The organism is Vibrio ezurae NBRC 102218, assembly GCF_000467185.1.
Taxonomy (GTDB): Bacteria; Pseudomonadota; Gammaproteobacteria; order Enterobacterales; family Vibrionaceae; genus Vibrio; species Vibrio ezurae.
On record NZ_BATM01000008.1, the window covers coordinates 165322 to 180464 of the forward strand.

At 43.5% G+C, this 15143-nt stretch carries 16 protein-coding genes; 7 read left to right on the top strand and 9 right to left on the bottom strand.

Going from position 1 to position 15143, the window contains the following annotated elements:
- Nucleotides 1-212 precede the first annotated feature (212 nt).
- A complete protein-coding gene (ptsG, locus tag VEZ01S_RS04500) occupies nt 213-1622 on the bottom strand; it encodes a PTS glucose transporter subunit IIBC (protein WP_021712823.1) in 1410 nt (469 codons plus the stop codon).
- A 251-nt stretch (nt 1623-1873) separates the two neighbouring features.
- Nucleotides 1874-2374: an opioid growth factor receptor-related protein gene (locus VEZ01S_RS04505; RefSeq protein ID WP_021712824.1), complete on the bottom strand. Its 501-nt coding sequence runs from the start codon at nt 2372-2374 to the stop codon at nt 1874-1876.
- A 238-nt stretch (nt 2375-2612) separates the two neighbouring features.
- Between VEZ01S_RS04505 and phnD the strand changes: the two genes are divergently transcribed.
- The 4 genes from phnD to phnE (VEZ01S_RS04525) all read left to right on the top strand — a co-directional run bounded on the left by phnD (nt 2613) and on the right by phnE (VEZ01S_RS04525) (nt 6095).
- Nucleotides 2613-3551 carry a phosphate/phosphite/phosphonate ABC transporter substrate-binding protein gene (gene phnD / locus VEZ01S_RS04510; RefSeq protein ID WP_021712825.1) on the top strand — a complete coding sequence of 313 codons (939 nt, stop codon included), beginning with the start codon at nt 2613-2615 and terminating at the stop codon, nt 3549-3551.
- 116 nt (nt 3552-3667) lie between these two features.
- Nucleotides 3668-4486, top strand: coding sequence for a phosphonate ABC transporter ATP-binding protein (gene phnC / locus VEZ01S_RS04515; RefSeq protein WP_040890123.1), 819 nt, complete (start codon nt 3668-3670; stop codon nt 4484-4486).
- Nucleotides 4483-5283, top strand: coding sequence for a phosphonate ABC transporter, permease protein PhnE (phnE, locus tag VEZ01S_RS04520; protein ID WP_021712827.1), 801 nt, complete (start codon nt 4483-4485; stop codon nt 5281-5283). The genes phnC and phnE (VEZ01S_RS04520) overlap by 4 nt, the downstream gene beginning before the upstream one ends.
- Nucleotides 5283-6095, top strand: coding sequence for a phosphonate ABC transporter, permease protein PhnE (phnE, locus tag VEZ01S_RS04525; RefSeq protein ID WP_021712828.1), 813 nt, complete (start codon nt 5283-5285; stop codon nt 6093-6095). Before phnE (VEZ01S_RS04520) ends, phnE (VEZ01S_RS04525) begins: the two co-directional genes overlap by 1 nt.
- 75 nt (nt 6096-6170) lie before the next feature.
- Here phnE (VEZ01S_RS04525) and VEZ01S_RS04530 read toward each other — a convergent pair whose 3' ends face one another.
- Both VEZ01S_RS04530 and VEZ01S_RS16810 read right to left on the bottom strand, forming a co-directional pair.
- Nucleotides 6171-6839, bottom strand: a complete 669-nt coding sequence (locus VEZ01S_RS04530) for a YoaK family protein (RefSeq protein WP_021712829.1) — start codon at nt 6837-6839, stop codon at nt 6171-6173.
- A 118-nt stretch (nt 6840-6957) separates the two neighbouring features.
- Nucleotides 6958-7119 carry a hypothetical protein gene (locus VEZ01S_RS16810; RefSeq protein WP_162889469.1) on the bottom strand — a complete coding sequence of 54 codons (162 nt, stop codon included), beginning with the start codon at nt 7117-7119 and terminating at the stop codon, nt 6958-6960.
- A gap of 210 nt (nt 7120-7329) precedes the next feature.
- On the opposite strand from VEZ01S_RS16810, the gene trhA reads away from it, so the two are divergent.
- The 3 genes from trhA to VEZ01S_RS04550 all read left to right on the top strand — a co-directional run bounded on the left by trhA (nt 7330) and on the right by VEZ01S_RS04550 (nt 9415).
- Nucleotides 7330-7983, top strand: coding sequence for a PAQR family membrane homeostasis protein TrhA (gene trhA, locus VEZ01S_RS04540; RefSeq protein ID WP_021712830.1), 654 nt, complete (start codon nt 7330-7332; stop codon nt 7981-7983).
- 334 nt (nt 7984-8317) lie between these two features.
- Nucleotides 8318-8872: a DUF2301 domain-containing membrane protein gene (locus VEZ01S_RS04545; RefSeq protein ID WP_021712831.1), complete on the top strand. Its 555-nt coding sequence runs from the start codon at nt 8318-8320 to the stop codon at nt 8870-8872.
- Nucleotides 8873-9004: 132 nt separating this feature from the next.
- Nucleotides 9005-9415 (top strand): VF530 family protein, encoded by a 411-nt coding sequence (locus tag VEZ01S_RS04550; RefSeq protein ID WP_040890200.1) that lies wholly within the window; start codon nt 9005-9007, stop codon nt 9413-9415.
- Nucleotides 9416-9445: 30 nt separating this feature from the next.
- Here the strand turns inward: VEZ01S_RS04550 and arfB are convergent, their stop codons facing one another.
- The 5 genes from arfB to pepT all read right to left on the bottom strand — a co-directional run bounded on the left by arfB (nt 9446) and on the right by pepT (nt 15058).
- Complete coding sequence (gene arfB, locus VEZ01S_RS04555) at nt 9446-9859, bottom strand: alternative ribosome rescue aminoacyl-tRNA hydrolase ArfB (RefSeq protein ID WP_021712833.1); 414 nt, start codon at nt 9857-9859, stop codon at nt 9446-9448.
- A gap of 1 nt (nt 9860) precedes the next feature.
- The gene (locus VEZ01S_RS04560) at nt 9861-12428 is read right to left on the bottom strand and encodes a DEAD/DEAH box helicase (protein WP_021712834.1); all 2568 of its coding nucleotides are present in this window, start codon (nt 12426-12428) and stop codon (nt 9861-9863) included.
- A gap of 16 nt (nt 12429-12444) precedes the next feature.
- Complete coding sequence (locus tag VEZ01S_RS04565) at nt 12445-13038, bottom strand: class I SAM-dependent methyltransferase (protein ID WP_021712835.1); 594 nt, start codon at nt 13036-13038, stop codon at nt 12445-12447.
- Nucleotides 13039-13195: 157 nt separating this feature from the next.
- Nucleotides 13196-13462: a hypothetical protein gene (locus VEZ01S_RS04570; RefSeq protein ID WP_021712836.1), complete on the bottom strand. Its 267-nt coding sequence runs from the start codon at nt 13460-13462 to the stop codon at nt 13196-13198.
- 366 nt (nt 13463-13828) lie between these two features.
- Nucleotides 13829-15058: a peptidase T gene (gene pepT, locus VEZ01S_RS04575; RefSeq protein WP_021712837.1), complete on the bottom strand. Its 1230-nt coding sequence runs from the start codon at nt 15056-15058 to the stop codon at nt 13829-13831.
- Between the last annotated feature and the right edge of the window lie 85 nt (nt 15059-15143).

Here is a 15143-nt window from a genome sequence, read left to right on the forward strand (position 1 = left end):
GCGCAGGTAAAATGTTCGAGAACAAGGCAGGGTTTTTCGATAAGTTGTTATTCTATAAACAAAAACTCTAACGCAGTTACTGAATCGTTTAACACGCTAGAATACCCGTTATTGTGTACGAGAAGTTAAGGTGCGTGCGTAAAATCGTCTGGGCAAAAAAAGAGTGGCTCCCTAAGGAAAACCACTCTTATCGTGCACATTCTTATATTGAATTAGTTATTTTTCATGTGCTTAAGCATTTGTGTTTTATACACATCACTATTGCCACCAAAAATGGCTTGTACGCCAGTACCTACACGCACGACGCCAGCAGCACCGAGTGCTTTGAGTCTGTCATTATCGACGTGCTCTTGGTCTTTCACTTGCATGCGAAGGCGAGTAATACAGGCATCGACTGATACGATATTTTGTTTTCCACCAAAGGCGGCAATAAGCTCTTTGGTAAAGTCGTCACCTTCTAGTTTTTCAGATGAGTCTTGCTCGACGTCTTCACGACCCGGCGTTTTCAAATCGAAGAACTTGATAAACCAGCTAAATACGACGTAGTAAACCGCAGCATAAGCAAGACCAAGTGGAATGATCATCCAACCTTTTGTTGAAATACCGTAGAAGGTTAGGTAATCAATCAGGCCAGCACTAAAGCTGTAACCGTGTTTCACACCTAGAATAATACATAGTGGATAAGCAAGGCCCGCCATGATGGCGTGGATTGCGTATAGCGCAGGAGAGATAAACAGGAATGCAAACTCTACTGGCTCAGTAATACCTGTAAGGAATGACGTTAGAGCCGCAGAAACCATGATCCCCATCACTTTGACTCTATTTTCTGGTTTTGCCGCACGACCCATTGCAATGGCCGCCGCTGGTAAACCAAACATCTTGAACAGATAGCCACCTGCAAGGTTGCCAGAGTTTGGATCGCCGGCGAAGAAGCGAGGGATCTCGCCGTGGAAAACCTGACCTGCTGCGTTAGTAAAGTCACCCGCTTGAAGCTGAATGATAACGTTAATCACGTGGTGTAAGCCAAATGGGATCAAAGCACGCTCGGCGGTGCCGTACGCCCAAAATGCCATGACTGGGTTTTGTTCTGTAGCCCAGTGACCAAATGCATCGATACCTAGACCGATAGGCTGCCAAATAAAGGCCAGCACTATACCTAACAGTAACATAGCAAAGGAAGTGACAATCGGTACAAAGCGTTTACCGGCAAAGAAGCCTAAATACGCTGGCATCTTAATGGTGTAGAAACGATTGAACATATAGGCGCCTACAGCACCTGAAATGATACCACCGAGTACCCCCATATCGATGTGATCGACACCCAGTACGCCAGCCATTACTTTTAAGGTTGCAATCAGTACGTAATAACCGATACCTGCAGCAACGGCCCCCACGCCGTCATTGTCAGTAAAGGAAATAGCGACACCGAGTGCAAAAATAAGTGGCAAGTTGCCGAATACAGCGCCGCCGGCTTCCGCCATTAGCTGTGACACGATAGGTGGGATAAACCCGAAGTTAGCAGAACCGATACCCAGTAAAATGCCGGCAGCGGGCATGGATGCTATTGGCAGCATTAATGCCTTACCAACCTTTGAAAGGCTCGCAAAAAAGTTTTTGAACATATGATTTCCCTGATGTTATTTTTTTGATTTCGCGTCGAAAACTAACGGTTTTAAAGGAATTACTCAAAATGTATATATGCAAAATAATTCTTTGTTTTTGATACGAAAAATTGTTTTTTATTTAAGCGGAAAATCACTGAAAACCCCCTTTGTAAATCAAGAGTAACCATTAAAACTTGTGAATTAGATCGCTACTACTTAGGGGGTAAATTGAGGGATATTAGAAGTGAGTCGGTTAAAATAGTTAAGGGCTAGAGTAGGTGAGCGTTTCGCCAATAATTCAAAGACTCTTCTCTGGTTTTACCATACTTAATTGCGGTATCAAGCATGCCTTCTTGAAACTGGCGGCCTAAGTCTTGTTGCCCAAGAAGTGTCAGACTGCGAATGATTCGGGTAATGCATCGGTGACTGTGATCATCATCATTGAGCCAACTTTGCTCATGAATACTGAGTTTGTTTTTGGGGACGACGGCGCCGTTTTTAATTTGCATATCATAAAAGTTAAGCATGATATGCAATGAGCGACGTTGGGCCTTTTGCAATACTTTGCAGGTTAAAAAATAGTCGCGCGTCGATGAGCAGACCAAAGGAACAAGGGGCTGAAATTTACTTGGGGTGTCAATCGGAAATAACCATTGTATGTATTCCCGATCGTGTTGGAGCCAAAAGTCATCGAGTGACCATATTTGCTCTATGTTTCTTTGTTTATGGTCGAGATGATGACCTAGCATAAACCGGCAAAGAACATTCATGTTTTGTGGATACCTTTCCAAAGCTACTGGATAGAGTAGTGTATTTCTGTCATACGGAATATTAACTGTGGTTTTTATAAATATCCATTCTATACAGTTATTAATAATAACTATTTACATTTAAACTTTCAAAGTAGTTAACGAAGCGCATACACAATTATTTCATAAAGCTTAAATTTAACTGTCATTAAACTCCACTAACTTACGTCCCAACTTGACACCGTTTAGGAAAAAGACAATGAAGTTAGTGAAGACTGCAGTTGCGACTGCATTAATGTTCTCTGCAGCCGTTTCAGCTATGGATGCTCGATATCAAGACCGCACTGGTAACCTAGTGGCTGACGTTCCTCAAAATGAAGCTGAGTGGGCTAACCCATCAACTCTTATTTTTGCTTATACTCCAGTAGAAGACCCAGCAGTATATGCAGACGTATGGAGCGAGTTCCTAGCGCACCTAGAAAAAGAAACGGGTAAGAACGTTCGTTTCTTCCCAGTGCAAAACAACGCCGCTCAAATCGAAGCGATGCGTTCAGGTCGTCTACACATTGCCGCATTTAACACAGGTTCTACACCGCTTGCAGTTAACTGTGCCGGTTTTGCTCCGTTTACCATGATGGCGGGTAAAGATGGTTCTTTCGGTTACGAAATGGAAATCATCACTCACCCTGATTCTGGCATCAAAGCAGTAGAAGATTTGAAAGGGCGTAACCTAGCGTTCACTTCACAAACTTCTAACTCTGGTTTTAAAGCACCTTCAGCAATTTTAAACGCGGAATATGGTCTAAAGCCTGATGCTGACTTCAAACCTGCATTCTCTGGTGCGCACGATAACTCGATTTTGGGTGTAGCGCATAAAGATTATGACGCAGCGGCAATTGCTAACTCTGTACTAAACCGCATGCTAGCGCGTGATGTTGTGAAACCTGAGCAATTTACCTCTATTTATAAGTCTCAAACGTTCCCAACTTCTGCCTACGGCACAGCGCACAACCTAGCGCCAGAGCTACAAGAAAAAATTCAACAAGCGTTCTTCACCTTTAACTGGGAAGGCACCAAGCTTGAGGAAGAGTTTGGCCGTAACGGTGAAGCGCAATTCATTCCAATCACTTATCAAGAACATTGGGAAGTGATCCGCACTATCGATAACGCAAACAACGTGTCTTACACGTGTAGCTAATTGCTGCGTTTGTCGTTAAGTAGTCACACTGGATAGGTAGGGCTTTCAAGTCTTACTTATCCAGTATTTTGTTTCAACAGGTTTATCAAGCCTTCTAAATTCTCCAAATGGAAGTTATGTCTACTCTAATTCTTAAGGGTTTAACCAAGCACTATTCAGCATCGGATAAAGCATTGACCGATGTGAGCTTTACTGTCGAACCCGGTGAGGTCGTTGGTTTAATTGGTCCGTCTGGCGCGGGAAAATCGACGCTAATACGTTGCATCAATCGTTTAACAGAGCCAACAAATGGTCAGGTCATTTTTTCAGACAAAGACCTAGTCCAATTATCTAAATCTAATCTGCGACAAGCGCGTCGTGAGATTGGGATGATCTTCCAAGAATATGCGTTGATTGAGCGTCTAACTGTGATGGAGAATGTACTCTCTGGTCGTCTTGGCTATGTGGGTTTTTGGCGCAGCTTTGCTCGTCGTTACCCAGAGCAAGATGTACAAGCGGCCTACGCACTGCTTGATAGAGTAGGGCTGCTAGAGCACGCCAACAAACGTGCAGACGCACTTTCTGGTGGTCAACGCCAACGTGTGGGTATTGCACGAGCGCTGGCACAACAACCAAAATTATTACTCATTGATGAGCCAACCGCGGCACTTGATCCAAGAACGGCTCGTCAAATCATGCGTCTTATTAGTGAAATCTGTGAAGAGCATCAGCTTCCTGCCATCATCAACATCCACGATGTTGAATTGGCGAAACAATTTGTACAACGCATTGTCGGCCTGCAAGCCGGTGAAGTGGTGTTTGACGGTAAGCCAAGCGAGCTTAACGAAGATGCGCTGACCAAAATCTACGGTCAAGAAGATTGGAGCGCATCGACAACGGACAGCGATGAAGAAGAAGAGATCATTGCCGCACCATTTACTGAGGCATTGGCATGAGGGGCAACTATCCAACTTACTGGAAAAAGCCAGCACTGATCAGTAGCGCATGGTTGCGCTGGGGCATTACGTTATCGGTAGTAATCTATTTATACCTAGCCACACAATCGGTTGAGATCAATTGGGCTCGAATCTACGAAGGCAGTGAGCGCGGATGGCGCTTTATATCGGCATTTTTTAACCCCGATTTTACTGGGCGTTGGGACAACATCTCGCAAGGTTTGGTGGAAAGTTTAACCATGACTTTGACCTCAACTGTTGCCGGTGTGATTCTTTCTGTGCCTTTTGGACTTGGCGCAGCGAAAAACTTGGCCCCTAAGCCAGTGTATTTGTTTTGTCGTGGCTTTGTTGCGGTAGCGAGAAGCTTCCAAGAAATCATCATCGCTATTTTGTGTGTGGCTTTGTTTGGGTTTGGTACTTTTGCCGGCTTTGTGACATTAACTTTTGCCACCATTGGCTTCTTAGCCAAGCTGTTTGCTGATGAGATTGAAACCATTGATCCTGCGCCATTAACGGCGATGAAAGCCACTGGCGCATCATGGTTACAACAAGTGAACTATGCTGTGCAAGCACAGGTGATGCCACGTTTTATCGGTTTATCTATGTATCGTTTGGACATTAACTTTCGTGAATCAGCGGTGATTGGCATTGTTGGTGCTGGTGGTATTGGTGGCACATTGAATACGGCAATGGATCGCTATGAGTACAGCGCCGCTGCCGCCATTTTATTGATCATCATCGGCATTGTTATGTTGTGTGAATACACCTCAACCTTGATTCGTAAGCGAGTACAATAATGACCCAATTAAATTCTTCGCTTACTGTTTGGCGAAAGTACGACGAAAAACAGACTCTGCTTCGTTGGAGTGCATGGCTCGCCTTTGTGGCATTGGTCGTGTACGCATGGCAGTTGATGAACCAAGACACCATTTGGTACTTCGTGACCGATGCGCCGAATCAAATCTCTGATATTGGTTCACGTATGTGGCCGCCGCGTTGGAGCTACCTTGAGCATTTATGGCTTCCTCTTTGGGATACGCTAAACATTGCTACGTTAGGGACATTACTCGGAATTGTGATGGCGTTTCCGGTGGCGTTTCTTGCAGCGCAAAATACCACCCCAAGTGCGCTATTTATCAGACCGATTGCACTGTTCATTATTGCGGCAAGTCGCTCTATTAACTCACTAATTTGGGCATTGCTGTTAGTTGCAATTCTTGGGCCTGGTTTGCTAGCGGGTATTATTGCGATTGCACTGCGTTCAATCGGTTTTATCTCAAAGCTGATGTACGAAGCCATTGAAGAGGTGAACGTTACACAAGTATCAGCGATTCGCGCAACGGGGGCATCGCCACTGCAAGTGTTGGACTATGGCGTATTGCCACAAGTCATGCCAAGTTTCATCGGTACAAGCTTGTTCCGTTGGGACATCAACATTCGTGAATCTACAGTGCTGGGTTTAGTCGGAGCGGGCGGCATTGGCTTGAAGCTTCAAGAATCTATGGCGGTACTGGCTTGGCCTCAAGTAACGGTGATTTTCTGTGCAATTTTGGTAACGGTTGTTATTTCAGAATGGATATCGGCAAAAGCACGCCACGCATTGATCTAGTATAAAAATACAATAAATGAATAAAGGTACTGAGCCCGATGAAGGCTTGGTACCTTTTTTTGTTTACGATAGAGGTTATTCGATTTCAGGGTGATGCTTAATATAAATCCGATAATAAAAAGCAATCATTACGCACAAAATTGACGGCATAAACAGGGCGTAAAACGACCCGTGCAGATAAAGATAGGCACCCACGCTACCACCGAGAATAAAACCAACGGTAATGTAGATAAAGAGCATCAACTTTCTTGAGTTAACCTCTTCGCCCCGTAAATAATGACCTAGCATCAAACCAAGGTCGGTGATGATCCCAGTAAGGTGAGTGGTGCGAACGATGGCGCCGCTATACGTTGTTACCATCGCATTTTGTAATCCACAGGCGGCTGCGGCAGTAAAGTCGCCGTAATCACTGCCGTTTAACAGTAAATAAATGGTCAGCAACAGCAAGGAGGCTTCTAGCAGTAACGGTGTTTCGTAATGACGTTTGAGTTTTAATGATGATGATTTCAGCACAAAGCCAGATATGGCTGCGCCAAAGAAAAACGAGCCCATCACACCAGCAAGATGCAGACTTTGTCCAATGGAAGAATTAAAGAGTTGGGTGCCAAACAGGGTCGCTGTACCAGAGAGGTGAGATACAGACTGATGGTCTAGCCCCAACAAGCCGATAGCATTGATAGAACCGGCAATAAAGGCGAGCAGTAAAGCGCCATATTCGACCCATCTCGGTAATCTTGTAATCACGGTATGTACCTAAAAAGTGCGGGGTCAGGTCTTGAAATTTGCATGTATGCACGAATTAGGGACGAGATCCTAGAGGTGCTAGGATCTCAGCGGGACCTGATTGTATTTCGTTGATGATTTATTCAAATACGGAGAGCGCGCTTGCTTTCATGCATTTGCTAGGGAATTGGTGTTGTACAGCGCTAACTGACGAACATACTTTAGAGAACGCGGTGTTGTTGTTCCAGATAAATAGCCAAGCAATAGCGATAACTGCAACGATAACAAGAGGTTTTTTCATGTGCATGTATTCCGTATTTAAAATGAAAGCTGAGTTAAGGATAGACCAATCTTTACGGTTCACTGCATATGAAAACAAAGGTTTATGATCTGGATGTATACTCTAAAGAGTGCACATCTTTGAGTAAATTCGTTTGAGAAAAATACCAGTTACGTATAACCCGCAAAGCGTGTCATACTCAATTTAAGCCCCCAAACTAAAGTAGCGTCAATGTCGACCATCAGCAAAAATCAGTACAGTAAAAATGAAGAGATAGCGAATGCATTGACCCACGGAGTAGGGATGGTGTTTGGCATTTTTGCCTTAGTGCTATTAGTGCGAAAAGCCTTGTTGCACGATGCGGATATGCTGACGATATCTAGCATGGCAATTTACGGCAGCAGTATGATATTGCTGTTTTTAGCATCCACTCTGTATCATGCTATTCCATATGAGCAAACCAAACGTCTATTAAAAACCTTAGATCACAGCGCCATTTATTTATTAATTGCAGGCAGTTATACGCCGTTTTTGTTGGTGGCTTTACGCACGCCACTCGCCATAGGTTTAATGGTGGTGATTTGGTCGATAGCGCTGGTGGGAATTGTAATGAAAGTTGTGTTTGTATATCGCTTCAAACGATTTTCATTGATCAGTTATATTGTGATGGGGTGGCTGTCTTTAGTGATGGTATATCAACTGGCGATGACTCTGGATAGCGGAGGTTTAGTACTGTTAGCCGTAGGCGGTTTGTTGTATTCACTGGGCGTTATTTTCTACGTTGGTAAGCGCATCCCATTTAATCATGCAATATGGCACTGTTTCGTCTTGGCAGGTGCGGCCTGTCACTTTTTCTCAATTTATTATTACGTACAGCCCGTATAAAAAGAACGTACGTTATTGAACAATATAGAGATTTGTCCTAGTTTTGTTGCAGGAGGAATCGCTATGTCTAAAACGAGCAGCCACATCAAGCTTAGTGGTGCTTTTCTTATATTCGCGCAGGCGCCTTTCTGTTTGGCGTCTGTCGTTCCTCCTTACGATCCGATACATAAAATATTATTCGTCCAGTCACATTTCTAAGAGGATTTACAGCTCAAATGAGTTCCTTTACTTATGCTTATTCTGATTTTTATAAAGACGGTTAACACGATAACTGGCGATGTCTCTTTTACCAATGAGCGGATGAGTCAGAAACTTATAAAGGTAGATTAAATTAATGGCCAATCCTGAGTATCAAGAGTCGCTAGACGGGGTGGATAAAATCAGCGTGGTGATATACCGAATAGGTATCACTTTGGTGTCGGTATCACTTCTAATGATTGCCGTCGCTGAGCTGCTTTGCGTACTGGAACATGAAAGGGCGGGTTTCATGCGCCATTTGAGCATTCATGTCGTGGCAGTCGCTGTGGCACTGTGCGCTGCGACAATTCATATATACGATAAAAATATCCGCACCCTGATTGTGTGGTCAGGCTGGTTGGGACTGGTGACATTTATTACGTTACCAGCCTTTGATTGGCTGTTTGTCGGTTTCTTTTTTATGACCTTTTCCGGGGTTGCACTAAAAGAATCCTACTGTTTTAAAATAAAGGGATTAACGTTAGTTCCTTTGTTGTTAGTGTTGTCCGTATTAGTGATTTGGATGAAAGATGCTGCGTTGTTGGTTGTACTCACAGGGCTTTGTGGTGCGATCTTTGCTTTTTTAGCATTCAAAAAATGGCAAATGCCTTTGCACTTTGATATTGGGAAAAAGAGTAATTATCAGATTTAACGGTGTTTTACTTACTACCTGTGATTGATATTCGAAAACTCTTGAGCAAGATGGGTGTTAGATGATTTTTCTGTTACCCGTTCTGCGCTTGGATTGTTATACTCCACCCAAACAAATTACAGTGAACGTACCATGAGCATTAATAGAGAAGAATTACAAAACAACCCATTACACGGTCTAAAACTGGAAGATATGGTCAAAGAGCTGGTCGACCATTACGGCTGGGATATTCTCGATACAGCAATGCGTTTTAACTGTTTTCATACCAACCCATCAGTGGCCAGTAGCGTGAAATATTTGCGCAAAAGTGACTGGGCAAGAGAGAAGCTAGAGGCCTTTTATCTGTCTCGCTTTAAACGTATGCCACGCCCAACGGAAGAAGAAAGAGAAATTCCGCCAAGAATGCGCACCTTTGCCAACGGCATTGAGCCAAGAGAGCCAATGGAACTTACCGTTGATTCTATTTTAGCCTCGCAAGCTAAAGCTGCTTCTGCCTTTAAAGCCAGAAAATCTCAAGAGCGTAAATCTCGCTCACGCCGCTAGAGCAAAATACCGCTATACAGTGGGGCTGGGTTAGACGACTCGGCCCCGCATTGATTTGGTTTGTCCCTTTTTCTTTTTCGCATCCACACGTCGCCTTTGTGAAGCGCGCGTCGGCTTAGTTGCGCGACGAATCTTTGGCACAATGGTGACGCTCTTAATCAAGATTAGCAGACGATCTAATGCATCTTGTCGATTCAACTCCTGCGTCCTATGTGCCTGCGCTTTAATCACAATCACGCCATCACTGGTAATACGACTATCCGACAACGCCAGCAATCGCTCTTTATACACTTGCGGTAATGTAGATCGATTAATATCAAATCGCAGATGGATGGCAGACGAGGTTTTATTGACATTTTGCCCACCCGCACCTTGCGCGCGAATGGCGGTCATTTCAATTTCCCAGTCGGCTAGGGTGACGGTGTTGGAGATTTGCAGTGGCATGTTAAAACTCAAAATAGGTTTTGCTAAGCGTGATGCCTAACTTTTGGAAGTAGTTTATCCCATCTTGAATCATTTGATCTTGTATTTTTGCCCAATCTTGTTTGCTAAGTTTATCCCATAGCAATGAATCCATAGCGGTGAGAGAGAGCTCTTTCGATTGATAGAAGAAACGCTTACGTTCAAATTTTTCAAATGGGTTATTGGCAATACTGCGCGTTAAATATTTTAGATCATGCAGATATTCAGTGCGATTGAGCGGATTGTTCTCTTTTTCACACTGCCCAAACTCTGTGAATAATCGTTGATAAAAGGCTTGGTAGTGTTTGGCTATTTGCTCAGTTTGTGCTTCGCCGTTTTCATCGCAGTTAGCATGAAAGGCAAGTAAGAAAATGATTTTGTACGAGAAAGTGTAATCTCGTTTGCCCAAAAACTCCCAGAAATCGTCAAAGCGGGTAGCTTCTGTGCGAGGTTTTATGTTTTTCTCGGCTCTGATGCCCTCTATGCTTTGTTGAGAAAAATAGTGCAACTGGTTTTTGCCAAACGGGATTGAGCGAGTAGGGGTAATATCTTGTTTTTTAATCCAATTTCTTACGGTGCCTGTAGAGATAAATAGCTCTCTTGCCAGTTGCTCCTCACTGAACAGATCTCCAAACTCTTGTTCAAAGTTGAAAATATCAATGGGCTCAATTTTACGCTCTTGCTCGTATAACCCATCCAGCACCAATAATTCATGTTGCGACACAGGGTGCTGATAATCACCCACCTCAGCGAAAGCGCGGTAATGCCCAATATTAAATAAATTATGTAGGTTCCAAGGTTGCAGTAAAGCCGGCCCATAATTATCAATAATATCGATAACATATAAGGCTTCTTTGTTTGGTGCTAGGCGAGTGCCTCTTCCCAATTGCTGTAGATACAGGGCTTTTGACATGGTCGGCCTTGCCATAACCACCACGCTGGTTTGCGGCGCATCCCAACCTTCGCTGAGCAATTCACAAGCGCAAAGAAACTGAACCTCTCCTGCAAAATACTCATCGATAGCGGAGCGATCCTTAGCATGCACAGATTTAGCATTAATGCCTACTAAGCGCAGAGCTTTTGCCATGCGCTCGGTATGTTTTACATCCACACAAAAGATAATGCCTTGCTTTTGTAATGCGCCATCAACAAAGTATTTTTGCAAAATATCGGCAATCAAGTGATCTCTTGAAGGGATTTGAATCGTTTTTTGCAGATCGGATTTTACAAAGTCTTTGCCGTTAAAGCGTACTTTAGAAAAATCGATATTGGACTCAAGGCGAAACACTCGAATAGGCGGTACTAACCCATGTTCCATTGCCTGTTGCAGTGTTAAATCAACATGATAATGACCAAAGATATCTTCTAGCTTTTTCTGGTCAAGTCGTTCGTCGGTGGCGGTTAAGCCAAGTAAGGTACGTGGCGTAAAATATTCTAATGCCTTAGATAATCCAGTGGCGGCTGCTCTGTGGGCTTCATCAACCAATATATAGTCAAATAGTTGGCTCGGTAGGTGCAGATAGTTCCGCACTACCGCCGCATTGGTGACAATGGTCAGATCCAAAGGCGTATCTATCTCGGTACTGATTTCAACCAGCGGCAGATGTTGCTGAACTCTCTCCACTAATTGATCTTTCAAATTCACTGTAGGAACAATGGCTAAAGCGTGTTGGGTTGCACCTTGTTGTAATTGACGACGAAAGTCTTCAATAAAGACTTCGGTTTTGCCTGTGCCGGTGGGTAAAACAGTGAGAAAGGTGTTTTGACCTTGCGAGCGTTTGTCACTGATGGATTCTATGGCGTCTTTTTGGTGAGCATAGAGCTCAAAGCTGACTTGTCTTTTTCCTTTAAAATAAGGCGTTGCTCTAAATTGTGAAGTATCCCCAAAATAATCTTTAAGCTGCTCTTTAAATTTAAAGTCGTCACGCATACCGCGATTTGACCATCGATAAACTAATAGCCCATCGTGCACCAGTGAGTTTTGCTTATATAATTGCGAAAGATATTTCTGCTGCGAAATTAATAGCGGGTGGTGGTAACGTTCACCGTTAAGCTCTATGGCAATATTGCCTTGGCTACGATGCAAAACAAAATCGATATAACGTCGATGACCATTAAGATCAATATAAACCTCTTCGGGTCGCAATGCGTATAAATATTGAGAGCCAAACACTTCTTCAAAGGTAGTGTGGAAATTAAATTCTGGCGGAGTAGGGTCTAAATGGGTTTCATTGCGATGCGCGCCGTAGGTGTGTATCGCCATATCCGCGACTTTATGTTGCAAGTCTAAGCGCAAGAAATTTTCAAGTTGTGAATGCAGTTCGTGTTCAGAGAGCGCAAAAAAGCGATAAATCCCCTGATATTGGTGCATTAAGCGATTTTGCAGGCTGGTGTACTCAACGTAGTGATAGTCGCTGGGGGGAGTGTCCCAAAAGTCTACTACCACCACTTGTTGATGCTTATCTTCATATAAGCACCCCAGTTTGTGCTCTTGCATGGCTGAAAAGCCAAAGCAGGCCATTACTTCATTCACTTGTGACTGGCTTAGCATGATCTACGCTCTTTAATTAGGGATGACGTTTCAGTATGGCGTTTAACCACTTTTCGTTTTCTCTATTTGGGCGTAAATCGGCGGTTTCCCACCAAGATTCAATGTGTAACACCTGCGTGTCAGCTAAAATAGCCTCAAGCTGAGAGAGGGTTAAATCTCGAAAAAAACGACCATTGCGATCTAATTCTGAGCTGCCGAGTTTAAATGAACAATAGAAATAGCCACTGGGTTTTAAGTATTGAGTTAAATGAGCAAAGGTTGCGCTTAGTTGGCTTTGCGGAACATGCAGCAATGATGCACAAGCCCAAATGCCGTCGTAGGTATTTGGATTTGCTTGGAAATTTAAAAACGTTGATAGGGTGACGTTACTTTTAGTTAGGTTTGCCGCAAGTTTTGTCAGCTCTTCGCTAGCGTCGAATGAGTCCACACTATACCCAAGATCTAAAAAGGCTTTGCTATCACGGCCCGAGCCACAGCCAGCATCAAGAATACGACCGTTATTAGGTAACAAAGGCAAGAATTTTTGATAAAGGGACTGCATTTCGACACCAACGGTCGAATCAAAAAATTGCTGTGCGTTTTGGTTGTAGTATTGAGTGGTGCTATTCATCGGCATTCCTTAATGTCATGCTCTAATGGTAGCAAATTAGTGTTGTCGAGGGGAAAGATAAGTAGCTGTTATATCGAAGATTATGATTTCAATAAGCAGAGTACATCCCAAGTGGCAGAAGGCGCCACTTGGCTGCGTCTGTTGAGCTGAATGTCTATTAACTCTCTAGCAACTCCAATGGGATCGGGCTTTCCATATTTTCTAGAAACTCTTCAAGTACAACGCGGTTTTCGGCGTTGATGGTGATGCCCCATTTAGATTCTTGAGCCTTCTTATCGATGAAAATAATTTCTTCTTCATCAGATTCCCAAAATTGCACTGAAGATGCATCAAAATAATCGTAGATATTTTCAGACAACGTACTTTTTAAATGTGAACAAAGTTGAGAGTTGTTATCGCTTGGCATTAAAGTAACTGAAAACATTATATTCCTCTCTATAAATAATTGGATATAAAAACAATAAATTCGGTAATAGGTTACCACTGTCTATAATTGTATTTTATCCGTTAGATCACAGGAATACTTATCATTATGCGCCACTTCACATTTAAGGCTTATTAATTGTAGTGAAAAAAGATATACGGCTTTTAATTGTAAATAATTATTAATAAGCGCGAAAAGTTGAAATTTATCGAGTATATGACTGCTGTTATTTAAACGAGGTTTAGCTTGGGTTGTGTTAATAGGTTGTTTTTATTTTGTTATCTAAGTTGGTTTATTTAGCTCCCAACAGCAAGGTACTTTATCTGAATAAAGTATCTTGCTGTTGGGAGCGAAAGCCTCTATGGCTTATTGAGTACTTTTTGCGGTGTTCTCGGCCAGTTTTACAATCACTTGCACCGCTTGTTGCATACCATCGATGCTGATGAATTCGTGAATGCCATGGAAGTTATAACCACCCGTAAAGATATTTGGGCAAGGCAAACCCATAAATGACAGTCGAGCACCATCTGTGCCGCCACGGATCGGCTTGATATTGGGCTGCACATTGCATTCGAGCATGGCGTGTTTTGCCAGCTCGATAATGTGTGGGTGTGGCTCGACCATTTCTCGCATATTGAAGTAGCTGTCTGTTAACTTAAGTTCGACATGGCCCTTGTCTAATTGGCTATTGAGCTCATCGACCTTTTGTTGCATGAAGTCTTTACGTTGTTGCAATCCTTGACGGTCAAAGTCACGCACAATATAGGACAGTTCTGTGCGAGCTACACTAGGCGACATAGATTTGAGGTGGTAGAACCCCTCATAACCTTCGGTGGTTTCTGGCGTTTGGTCGCTGGGCATTAAGCGTTGAAATTGCGCTGCGATGTTCATGGAGTTGATCATCTTGTTTTTTGCTGTGCCAGGGTGAACATTCACGCCGTGGCAAATCACTGTCGCGGTGGTGGCATTGAAGTTTTCGTATTCTAGTTCGCCCACTGGGCCACCATCGATGGTATAGGCCCATTGCGCCCCAAATTTATCTACGTCAAATAGGTTTGCGCCACGTCCAATTTCTTCATCTGGAGTAAAGCCTATGCAGATGTCGCCATGTTGAATACTTGGGTTTTGTTTGAGGTAAGCAATAGCGGTAATGATTTCGGCAATACCGGCTTTGTTGTCAGCGCCTAATAGGGTAGTGCCGTCAGTGGTGATAAGGCTTTGGCCGTGTAGGTTATTGAGATCCGGATACTGTGTTGGTGAGAGTACTTCTTGCGAGGTGCCTAAGGCAATGTCGCCACCTTGATAGTTTTCGATAACCTGTGGTTTTACGTTACGTCCACTGGCATCAGGAGCGGTATCCATATGAGCAATAAAACCGATGGCAGGAACCAAATGGGTGACATTGGATGGCAGTTTTGCACTGAGGTAGCCATTATTGTCTAAGGTGACATCGATAAGCTCTAATTCTAGCAATTCTTGGTATAACTGTTTGGCTAGAACGCGTTGACCTTCTGTGCTTGGGCAGTGCTGTACTGCACCATCTGATTGAGTGTCGTAACTGACGTAACGAAGAAAGCGCTCAACTAACTTATCCATGATCTATCCCTTATTGATATCTTTGATCCGGTAAGTATCCGGCGTGCGGAGCAAAGATGAGTTGCGATAAATCAGGTTTATTGAG

What these genes read in the sequence shown, in the direction of transcription:
- phnD (WP_021712825.1), top strand. Translation starts at nt 2,613, where the DNA reads ATGAAGTTAGTGAAGACTGCAGTTGCGACTGCATTAATGTTCTCTGCA.
- ptsG (WP_021712823.1), bottom strand. Translation starts at nt 1,622, where the DNA reads ATGTTCAAAAACTTTTTTGCGAGCCTTTCAAAGGTTGGTAAGGCATTA.
- VEZ01S_RS04505 (WP_021712824.1), bottom strand. Translation starts at nt 2,374, where the DNA reads ATGAATGTTCTTTGCCGGTTTATGCTAGGTCATCATCTCGACCATAAA.
- VEZ01S_RS04545 (WP_021712831.1), top strand. Translation starts at nt 8,318, where the DNA reads ATGGCCAATCCTGAGTATCAAGAGTCGCTAGACGGGGTGGATAAAATC.
- VEZ01S_RS04550 (WP_040890200.1), top strand. Translation starts at nt 9,005, where the DNA reads ATGAGCATTAATAGAGAAGAATTACAAAACAACCCATTACACGGTCTA.
- VEZ01S_RS04565 (WP_021712835.1), bottom strand. Translation starts at nt 13,038, where the DNA reads ATGAATAGCACCACTCAATACTACAACCAAAACGCACAGCAATTTTTT.
- arfB (WP_021712833.1), bottom strand. Translation starts at nt 9,859, where the DNA reads ATGCCACTGCAAATCTCCAACACCGTCACCCTAGCCGACTGGGAAATT.
- phnE (WP_021712827.1), top strand. Translation starts at nt 4,483, where the DNA reads ATGAGGGGCAACTATCCAACTTACTGGAAAAAGCCAGCACTGATCAGT.
- VEZ01S_RS16810 (WP_162889469.1), bottom strand. Translation starts at nt 7,119, where the DNA reads ATGAAAAAACCTCTTGTTATCGTTGCAGTTATCGCTATTGCTTGGCTA.
- trhA (WP_021712830.1), top strand. Translation starts at nt 7,330, where the DNA reads ATGTCGACCATCAGCAAAAATCAGTACAGTAAAAATGAAGAGATAGCG.
- VEZ01S_RS04570 (WP_021712836.1), bottom strand. Translation starts at nt 13,462, where the DNA reads ATGTTTTCAGTTACTTTAATGCCAAGCGATAACAACTCTCAACTTTGT.
- VEZ01S_RS04560 (WP_021712834.1), bottom strand. Translation starts at nt 12,428, where the DNA reads ATGCTAAGCCAGTCACAAGTGAATGAAGTAATGGCCTGCTTTGGCTTT.
- pepT (WP_021712837.1), bottom strand. Translation starts at nt 15,058, where the DNA reads ATGGATAAGTTAGTTGAGCGCTTTCTTCGTTACGTCAGTTACGACACT.
- phnE (WP_021712828.1), top strand. Translation starts at nt 5,283, where the DNA reads ATGACCCAATTAAATTCTTCGCTTACTGTTTGGCGAAAGTACGACGAA.
- phnC (WP_040890123.1), top strand. Translation starts at nt 3,668, where the DNA reads ATGTCTACTCTAATTCTTAAGGGTTTAACCAAGCACTATTCAGCATCG.